Below are 8,981 nucleotides of genomic sequence, written 5' to 3'. Positions count from 1 at the left end.
TTCTCCGTTGATTTTTACGAACACTTCGTCCAGATGCCATTGCCAATTCGAATGAGCTCGAAGTTGCTGAACCCGTTTCCTGCGGATTTCAGCCGCAAACAATGGGCCGAACCGGTTCCACCAGAAACGGACCGTTTCGTGGCGGATCTCGATACCGCGTTCGTGCAGCAGGTCTTCCACATTGCGCAACGAAAGTGGATAACGCACATACATCATCTCCGCAAGGCGGATAATCTCAGGGCTGGTTTTGAAGTAGCGAAAAGGAGAACGTTTGGTCATGGCGGCACGCTACGAAACCGCTTTATCCGTCCCAAGTTGGTTTTGTCTGACAACGCCTGCATCTGATTATCGGGCCAAATGCTCAAAGAGACGCGCGACAGCTTCGGCTCCGGGGTCGATGTGGCCGTCCAGCTGTTCTGCGTTTATGTAGCTGGCGCGTCCGGCCTTAGCAGAGGTGATTGTGGCTGTGTAATTGGCCCCTTTGCGCGCGGCAACTGCGGCCTGAGAAATACCAGCACTTAGTTCTTCCAATGCGGGCATCAGTGCATCGACCATTGTGCGATCACCGAGGTTTGCACCGCCGATTTCGCGCATACGGTTGAGGCCTGCCAGCAGAGCTTCCCGCATTGGCAGCCCCGAAGAGGACGCATCCCCCGCCGCGGCAAAGAAGATCGCCAAAAGAACACCGGATGATCCCCCCATTGTTTGGCTGAGTTCCAGGCCGATGGCGCGATAAAGCTGGGTGTGATCGGCAAGTGGCAATGAGTCCATTGCGTCAATCAAGGCGCGCGATGCGGTTGCCAGCGTTGATCCTGTATCTCCGTCACCGGATTTGGCATCAAGCAAGTTCAAATCGGCCTCAGACTCGATTAGGATATTGCAGCATGACGCCAAAAAGGCCTTTGTCGCCTCATGCGCGGATGCGGGCACCCGTATCGGGGACAGCCCGTCGGGTAACGGGACCACGGTGGGTTCTATGATCGGCCCGCACCCGGGCCAGGCCGCGACCTGAACGTCTTGCGCCAGCAGGGTTTCGTCGCTGTTGGCAAGCTCCATCACCGAGATTGAGAACCCATGCATGTCCAGCGCCGTCATCAAGGCACTTGGCCCGACCACCAGCCGAATTTGAGGTCCGATGTCCGATTTCGTCAGGGCATTCGTCAGGATCGCCATTTCAAGGCACGACGCACCACCAAGGTTGTTGATCAGCGCGACATGGGGCGTCTTTGGCATTTCTGCGCCCAGTCGTTCGACCATTTTTTCTATGGCATCCGCTGCACCCGCAGAGGCGACTTGTTCGACTCCTGCTTCGCCATGAATGCCGAGACCAAGCTCGGCCATGCCCAGCGGAATTCGATCTTCTTTCAACGAGCCCGGTACAGAGCATGTATCCAGCGACATCCCAATCGAACGTGTGGACTTGATGACGCGTTCGGCTGCAATCGTGCAGGCTTCAAGATTGGCACCGTTTTCCGCCATAGCGCCTGCGATCTTATGCACAAACAACGCACCCGCGACACCGCGCGCCTGAGGCAAATCCGGCAAGGCCACATCGTCATCTACGATCACCATGGACACCTTGCGCCCAAAAGCCCGCGCGCGTTCTGCAGCAAGGCCGAAATTCAGCCGATCACCCGTGTAGTTTTTAACGATCAGCAAGCAACCGGCGGGACCCGTGACACCCAGAATACCCGCCAACACCGCATCGACTGAAGGCGAGGCAAAGACATCTCCGCACACTGCTGCCGTCAGCATTCCCTTGCCAACAAATCCCGCATGCGCTGGCTCATGGCCTGATCCGCCACCAGACACCAGCGCGACTTTGGATTTGTCCCAATCGGCGCGAGTGACGACGCGGATATGCGGATACCCGTCCAGCCGCGTTAGATTTCCACGTGAGGCCGCGATGGTACCGTCGATAGCCTCGGTGACCATATCTGCTTTTTCATTGATAAAATGGTTCATTGATATTCTCCTTCAGGCCACTCGCGCGCCAGCGGCGTCAAAGTAGTATGGATTGTGCGGACGGATCTTGACGATATCGCCTTGGTTCAACGTTGAATGTGCGTCCGTCACTGTGATCAGTTCATGGTTTTTAAATGCCAGATGAAGTCGCGTTTGGTCGCCCAGATGTTCAACACGGACCACCATGCTGTCTTCTCCTTCGCCCTGCACAATATGCTCGGGTCGCAAACCGATAGAGACAGCAGAATTCGGCGCACCCCCAAAAACATCCGCAGGGAGCACGTTGATACGTGGCTGCCCAAGGCGGCTGGCGGTATAGACGCTGACCGGGTTTTCGTAGATCTCGCGCGGGGTGCCAAATTGTACCAGTTTCCCGTGGTCCAGAACGCCCACGTGGGTCGCCATGGTCATCGCCTCAATCTGGTCGTGCGTAACATAAAGCAATGTCGCGCCTGAATTGGCCTGAATGCCTTTCAACTCGATCCGCAAATCAGACCGCAGCTTGGCATCCAGAGAACTGAGCGGTTCGTCCATTAGATATACCGATGGCTGACGCACCAGCGCCCGCCCAATAGACACCCGCTGCATTTCGCCACCGGAGAGGGCCGTGGCTTTGTTATCCAGTTTGTGGCTGATCTGCAAAACCTCCGCCACCTCACCCACTTTTTGGTCAATTGCGGGCTGCGGCGTGCGCAGTACCGGCGATTTCAGGGGAAATTCGAGGTTCTGGCGTACCGTCAGGTGCGGGTAGAGCGAATATTGCTGAAAAACCATTGCAATTTCGCGCTGCGCGGGCGTCAGGTTTGCCATGTCGCGCCCAGCGATTTTGACAGAACCAGTATCGGGTTTGTCGAGGCCAGACACCATCCGTAACGTCGTGGTTTTGCCAGCCCCTGTTGGCCCCAGAAGCACCACAAACGATCCGTCCGGAACCGTCATCGTCACATCATCCAATGCGACATCCTGCCCGTATGATTTTGAGATATTTGTCAATGTAACTTCAGCCATTGGTCAGCACCTTTTCATTGGCCGCGCTGCGCAGCGCTTGGTCAGTGTCTGCATCGAACAGGGTGATCGTGCGCGGATCGAACCGTAATCCGGTTGTCTCGCCAACGGTGACCTTGTCGGCAGATGGCAGCCGTGCCTTGACGTCCCCGTTTGCCGTTTCTAGCGTCACAACTTGCGTTGTTCCCAGATATTCCGTAGCGCGGACCCGACCGCGGTAGGGGGCAGTATCGTCGAGCGCGACATACTCTGGACGGATGCCGAAACTCAGCCGCCCGTTTGTGCCTTCGCGGCTTTGTGGCACTTCAAACGTGACATCGCCCAGTTGCACTTGCGATCCACCGGTCCCGATCATCCCATCGAAATCGAGAAAATTCATCGAAGGAGAGCCGATAAACTGGGCCACAAACTTGGTGGCTGGCCAGTCGTAGATGTCCTGTGGCACACCAAACTGTTCGACAACGCCGTGGTTCATCACCACGATTTTGTCGCCCATTTGCATTGCCTCAAGCTGATCGTGGGTGACGTAAACCGTTGTGGCGTTCATCCGGTCATGTAGTGCGCGCAATTCCTCAGACATGTGCTCGCGGAATTCAGCATCGAGCGCGCCAAGAGGTTCATCCATAAAGAAGGCCTTGGGATCGCGCACAATCGCACGGCCCAACGCGACCCGCTGCCGATCGCCACCGGACAACCCGCCAACAGGGCGATCCAAAATGTCGGAGATGCCAAGGATATCGGCAATCTCGCCAACTTTCTTTTTGACGTCAGCCTTGGGCATGCCTTGGCTGAGGAGAGGGTAGCTGATGTTTTTGCCCACATTCATATGCGGATAGAGCGCAAACATCTGGAACACGAACGCGATGTCGCGTTGGCTGGCGGGTTTCATCCCCACCTCTTCGCCGTCGATGTAGATCTCGCCACTTGTCGGCAGCTCTAACCCTGCCATCATCCGCAATGTCGTTGTCTTGCCACAGCCCGACGGCCCAAGGAGCATAAAAAACTCGCCGTCTTCGATCGTGAATGTCGAGGATTTCACCGCATTAAAGTTGCCAAAATCCTTACGCACGTTTTCAATCCGTATCTGTGCCATGTGCGCTACTCCGGGAAATGGCTGACGATGATGAACATCACCGTGCCGACAAGGGTTACGATAAAGGAATAGCTGTAGAGCCCGATGGCGAAGGGCTGCATCAACATGATGACACCCAAAGCAATGAGGATCGACGCCAGCATCTCCCATGCGCCGCGTCGCAGCCGCAGCAAGCCTGAAATAAAGTCGGTCATTTGCGAACAGCTCCGAAGGTTATGCCGCGCAGCAGGTGTTTGCGCAGAAGCACGGTGAACACCATCACGGGAACAAGGAAGATCGTGGCGCCTGCGGCCACGGCGGGCCAGTCTTTGCCGTTCACACCGATGATGTTGGGGATGAAGGGCGGCGCGGTTTGTGCGGTGCCGGATGTCAACAAAACAGCAAAGGCGTACTCGTTCCACGCAAAGATCAGACAGAAGATTGCCGTGGATGCGATGCCGGTGGCCGCCTGAGGCAGCACGACTTTGTAGAAGGCCTGAAACCGTGTGTAGCCGTCAATCAGCGCTGCTTCTTCGTATTCCATCGGGATTTCATCAATGAACCCTTTTAGCAGCCAGACTGACAGGGACAGGTTCACCGCCGTATAGAGCAGGATCATCCCAAGGTGGGTGTCATTCAGCCCCAGATTTCGGAACATAAGAAAGATCGGGATGGCGACAGCAATTGGCGGCATCATCCGCGTGGATAGGATGAAGAACAACAGATCGTCCTTCAACGGCACACGGAACCGGCTGAATGCATAGGCCGCCGCGGTGCCCAGCACCATACACAGGAATGTCGATCCAAATCCGATGATGACGGAATTCAAAAAGCGTTCCCCATAGCGGGAGGGGCCGGAAATAATCGTACCCCGCGAACGGGCGATTTCGTCGTACCACGTCTCAGGTGGGCCCGCAGCTTCCAGCATGTCGTCAGTGGCGCGCGTGCGGTCGGTGAAAAGGTTTACATAACCTTCAAGCGTCGGCTCAAACAACACGACAGGTGGATAGGCAATTGAATCTGTAGGGGATTTGAACCCTGTCGCAATGATCCAAAGCAGAGGAACCAGCGTGATAATCGCGTAGGTGATGACCAGTAGACCAGCAAACCACTTGGTACCCTTGGTCGGTTCTGTGACGGAAAAGCTCATCTTTCTTTTACCTTATTGAGTGCCTTCACGTAGATCGAAGCTAGGCCGAACACGGTGACAAAGAGGATGACGGCGTAAGCAGAGGAATATCCGGTGCGCCACTTTTCAAACGCCTCGCGCTTTAGGTCGATCGAGGTCAGCGTCGTGGTGTTTCCCGGACCACCGCCTGTCAGTTGCACAACCAAGTCGAACATCTTGAAGTTCTCGATTCCGCGGAATAGGACAGCCAGCATCAGGAAAGGCAAAGCCATGGGAATGGTGATTGTCCAAAACTGTCGCCATTTGCTGGCACGGTCACATTCGGCGGCTTCATAGATGCTGTCTGGAATGGACCGCAGACCCGCCAAACAGATCAACATGACAAAGGGCGTCCACATCCACGTATCCGCAATAATAATTGCCCAAGGGGCAAGATGCACATCCCCGATCATCGAGAAACTGGCCGGATCTACCCCTGTGAAAAACGCGATCACGTAATTGAAAAGGCCGATCTGTGGCTGGTAGAGAAACGTCCAGAAATTACCGACAACCGCTGGCGACAACATCATTGGGAAGACGATGATCGTCGTCCACATATCGTTGCCCTTGAACTTTTTATTGATCAGGAAGGCCAGAAAGAAACCAATGATGACCTGCAGTGCGATCGTCCACAAAAGGAAATGCGCGGTCGCCTGCATCGTGTTCCAGATATCGGGATCATTGAGAATGCGTTCATAGTTGCGCAGCCCAACCCATTCGACAGCATTGTTGGGGCGATTGACTCGAAAATTAGTAAAGCTTAGTCGGATCGTCCAGATAAGCGGAAAGATATTGACCGCGAGCAACAGAAAGATTGTAGGGGCCACAAAGATCCACGCAATTGTGCGATCTGACAGGCCACGTATCTTTCTGGCAACCCCGTCTGGCGTAACTTGGGCCGCCTTTTGAATAGGAGAGGATGTCATGTCGTGTTTCCTTCAAGGCTGGCACAAAGCGCTGCCTGAATTCGATAATATGAAAATAAGACTCTAGCCGATCATTGACCGGCTAGAGATTATCAGATCCTTAGAAAGGACGGATCCGACAGGGAGGAGCTTTTACAGCTTGCCTTCGTCTTCAAAAACTTCTGTCCAGTCACGAACCAAACCGTCCAGCGCCTCTTGCGCTGTGCCATCACCGGCGACGATATAGTTGTGCATCCGTTCCTGCATCGGGATCAGAAGGTCCGCATACGCAGGCTCTGCCCAGAAGTCTTTCACGATGGCCATGCTGTCCAGAAATGTCTGCGCATAAGGTTGGCTGCTGGCAAAGCCCGGATCTTCGACCACGGCTGACAGTGCCGAATAGCCACCCAGTTCCCACCAACGAGACTGTACTTCAGGCTGAGCGAACCATTGGATGTATTCCAGTGCCGCGTCCTGCTTTTCCGAGTAGGCCACAACCGAGATCCCCTGCCCGCCCAGCTGGGCAAACTGACCCGAAGGGCCAGCAGGGTTGGGGAAATATCCGGATTTTCCGCCGCCGACGTTTTCGTCTGCCTCTACGCCAGGCCAGATAAAGGCAAAGTTCATCTGCATCGCAACTTGGCCGGATCGGTAAGCATCGATGTTTTCGCCCATATACCAGTTTGATGCGCCCGGAGGAGTGCCTGTCTCATAGAGTTCCCGGTAAGCCTCAAGACCCGCAACAGCGCCTGGTGAGTTTACAAAGCCGTCAACTGAATAAGGCAGCTCTGGGTTTTCATATTCAAAACCGTAATTGTAGAGCCAGTTTGTTACGCCCATGGTGATGCCTTCGGACCCACGCTCGGTGTAAATCGCGGCACCATATACGGCCGTACCGTCGATGTCGCGACCTTGGAAAAATTGCGCGATGTCAGTGAGCTCTTCCAACGAATTTGGAACACCCAATTCACGACCATATTTGTCCATAAATTCCGCTTTTAGTTCGGGGCGCTCAAACCAATCTTTGCGGTAGGTCCAGCCAACCACATCGCCAAAAGCAGGCAGCGCATAGTAGTTTGGCGTGTTCTTGGGCCATTCAGCGTAACCTGTGACGGTCGCCGGAATGAAATCACCCATATCGATGCTATTGGCGTCAAAGAAATCATTCAGCTTCACATAGTGACCGTTTTCGGCACCGCCACCGATCCACTGGCTGTCACCGATCATCAGATCGCAAAGCTGACCGCCCGAGTTGAGCTCGTTCAGCATACGGTCGGCAAAGCTGGTCCAAGGCACGAATTCAAAATTCATCGTGTGTCCGGACTGCTCTTCGAAATCGCGGCTGAGTTCAACCAGTGCGTTGGCCGGATCCCATGCAGCCCAACACAGGGTCAAATCGGTTGCGTGATTGTCAGCTGTAGCGGGGGTCGTCAGCCCGGCTGCGATCATCGCGCCCGCTGCCGCAGTCGTCAGAAAACGTTTGGTCATAAATAGTCCTCCCATGGTGAGTCCGGCGTCCTCGCCTCGACTCGTTATGGTCAAAGGTGTATTTGAGGCACGTGCATCATTGCAAGAACTTTTTGAGACACGTGCCTCAAATTGATCTAGAACTTGCCAGACATACCGACTAAAAAACCGCTATGACGCCGTATTGCAGCAACCCAAAGGCCTGTTATGCTAACAAAAATTCCACCCCTAACCATCGAGAGTCCAATGCCGCGCCCCACAACAAAAGATTTGGCAAAAGCGGCAGGCGTTAGCCGTGCGACCGTCGATCGGGTCTTGAACGGACGCGAAGGGGTGCACCAGAAAACAGTCGATCGTGTAAATAAGGCCGTCGACGAGCTTGGGTTTGAGCGCAACATTCAGGCCGCGAACTTGGCGCGTTCCAAACATTATCGATTTGTCTTTGCGCTGCCCCGCTCTGGGGATCAGTTTCTCGAAGAGATCATCCATCAGATCAACGAAGCCGGCCCCTCCTTTATGTCTGATCCAATCGTCTGCGACGTTCAGCACATCGATGAAAATGACCCGCACAAAATCGCCGCGTTTCTTGGCAAGCTGAACGCTCCAGACATCAGTGGGGTGGCGATTATGGCGCCGGAAACGCCACAGGCCCGCGACGCAATTTATCGCCTACAAGAACGCGGCGTCGCCTCTTTGCCGTTTATATCTGGTCAATCAATGGCGAACCAACATTGGGTCGGGATGAACAACCATGCCGCAGGGGCCACAGCCGCCATGTTGCTTGGGCGTTTCAACAGGCAAGGTGCCGGTAGCATTATGGTCGTTTCCGAAAGCATGCAGTCGCGTGACAGTCTTGAGCGCAGGCTTGGCTTTGACGCCGAAATTAACGCCCACTTTCCAGAACTCAGCGGGTTACCTTCGCTGGAAACCTATGGTGACAAGGACCGCGCTGAGCTGATTATTTCAAATACCATCCAGAACAATCCCGACCTGCGCGGCATCTACATTCTGTCCTCTGAAGCGCGCGTTCCAGCATCCATTCTTGCCGCCGATCCGCAGATGCAACGCATCACAACAGTGGCACATGAACGCACAGCGTTCACAGAAGAGGCGCTGAAGTCCGGCACCCTTGACGCTGTCATTTCCCAAGACGCAGGCCACCTTGTGCGCAGTGCAATCCGAAAACTAAAGGCCATAAGTGATGGGCGAACAACGCATGTGCCTCAAGAGCGGATCAGGGTTGAGGTTCTTTTGAAAACCAATCTTTAGACACAAATGAGGTGGTGTCAGACAAATTCGAACCAGTCTCTACTAGGCCAGCATCGCTGCCCCTTATGCCGCGCAAAGACCACGCCACTCAGCGAGAGCAGCGGTGCGGTTCAGCTTGAAATGGCATCTT

Annotated in this window: 8 protein-coding genes and 1 pseudogene; 1 reads left to right on the top strand and 8 read right to left on the bottom strand. The window is 54.7% G+C overall.

Going from position 1 to position 8,981, the window contains the following annotated elements; genetic code table 11:
- The 8 genes and pseudogenes from ABJI08_RS00135 to ABJI08_RS00100 form a co-directional block, all read right to left on the bottom strand.
- Nucleotides 1-279 (bottom strand): annotated as a pseudogene (locus tag ABJI08_RS00135) (IS6 family transposase); the annotation flags it as partial.
- Between the two features lie 66 nt (nt 280-345).
- Entirely contained in the window at nt 346-1,965 is a 1,620-nt protein-coding gene (locus ABJI08_RS00130) for a dihydroxyacetone kinase subunit DhaK (RefSeq protein ID WP_348399796.1), read from the bottom strand.
- 12 nt (nt 1,966-1,977) lie between these two features.
- Entirely contained in the window at nt 1,978-2,973 is a 996-nt protein-coding gene (locus ABJI08_RS00125) for an ABC transporter ATP-binding protein (protein ID WP_348399795.1), read from the bottom strand.
- Entirely contained in the window at nt 2,966-4,063 is a 1,098-nt protein-coding gene (locus ABJI08_RS00120; RefSeq protein WP_348399794.1) for an ABC transporter ATP-binding protein, read from the bottom strand. Before ABJI08_RS00120 ends, ABJI08_RS00125 begins: the two co-directional genes overlap by 8 nt.
- A gap of 5 nt (nt 4,064-4,068) precedes the next feature.
- Nucleotides 4,069-4,257 (bottom strand): hypothetical protein, encoded by a 189-nt coding sequence (locus ABJI08_RS00115; protein ID WP_348399793.1) that lies wholly within the window; start codon nt 4,255-4,257, stop codon nt 4,069-4,071.
- Nucleotides 4,254-5,192, bottom strand: coding sequence for a carbohydrate ABC transporter permease (locus tag ABJI08_RS00110; protein ID WP_348399792.1), 939 nt, complete (start codon nt 5,190-5,192; stop codon nt 4,254-4,256). Before ABJI08_RS00110 ends, ABJI08_RS00115 begins: the two co-directional genes overlap by 4 nt.
- A complete protein-coding gene (locus ABJI08_RS00105) occupies nt 5,189-6,136 on the bottom strand; it encodes a sugar ABC transporter permease (RefSeq protein WP_108891932.1) in 948 nt (315 codons plus the stop codon). Before ABJI08_RS00105 ends, ABJI08_RS00110 begins: the two co-directional genes overlap by 4 nt.
- Nucleotides 6,137-6,268: 132 nt before the next feature.
- Complete coding sequence (locus ABJI08_RS00100) at nt 6,269-7,603, bottom strand: extracellular solute-binding protein (RefSeq protein ID WP_348399791.1); 1,335 nt, start codon at nt 7,601-7,603, stop codon at nt 6,269-6,271.
- Between the two features lie 225 nt (nt 7,604-7,828).
- On the opposite strand from ABJI08_RS00100, the gene ABJI08_RS00095 reads away from it, so the two are divergent.
- On the top strand, nt 7,829-8,851 hold the full coding sequence (locus ABJI08_RS00095) for a LacI family DNA-binding transcriptional regulator (protein ID WP_348399790.1): 1,023 nt from the start codon (nt 7,829-7,831) through the stop codon (nt 8,849-8,851).
- Nucleotides 8,852-8,981: the final 130 nt, after the last annotated feature.

The organism is Shimia sp., assembly GCF_039969785.1.
In the GTDB taxonomy this organism is placed as follows: domain Bacteria; phylum Pseudomonadota; class Alphaproteobacteria; order Rhodobacterales; family Rhodobacteraceae; genus Shimia.
Note: the sequence above shows the minus strand (reverse complement) of the source record. Positions and strands in the feature narration are given on the sequence as shown.

Excerpts from the sequence above, each read along its gene's own strand:
- ABJI08_RS00130 (WP_348399796.1), bottom strand. The coding sequence starts at position 1,965 with ATGAACCATTTTATCAATGAAAAAGCAGATATGGTCACCGAGGCTATC.
- ABJI08_RS00125 (WP_348399795.1), bottom strand. The coding sequence starts at position 2,973 with ATGGCTGAAGTTACATTGACAAATATCTCAAAATCATACGGGCAGGAT.
- ABJI08_RS00120 (WP_348399794.1), bottom strand. The coding sequence starts at position 4,063 with ATGGCACAGATACGGATTGAAAACGTGCGTAAGGATTTTGGCAACTTT.
- ABJI08_RS00115 (WP_348399793.1), bottom strand. The coding sequence starts at position 4,257 with ATGACCGACTTTATTTCAGGCTTGCTGCGGCTGCGACGCGGCGCATGG.
- ABJI08_RS00110 (WP_348399792.1), bottom strand. The coding sequence starts at position 5,192 with ATGAGCTTTTCCGTCACAGAACCGACCAAGGGTACCAAGTGGTTTGCT.
- ABJI08_RS00105 (WP_108891932.1), bottom strand. The coding sequence starts at position 6,136 with ATGACATCCTCTCCTATTCAAAAGGCGGCCCAAGTTACGCCAGACGGG.
- ABJI08_RS00100 (WP_348399791.1), bottom strand. The coding sequence starts at position 7,603 with ATGACCAAACGTTTTCTGACGACTGCGGCAGCGGGCGCGATGATCGCA.
- ABJI08_RS00095 (WP_348399790.1), top strand. The coding sequence starts at position 7,829 with ATGCCGCGCCCCACAACAAAAGATTTGGCAAAAGCGGCAGGCGTTAGC.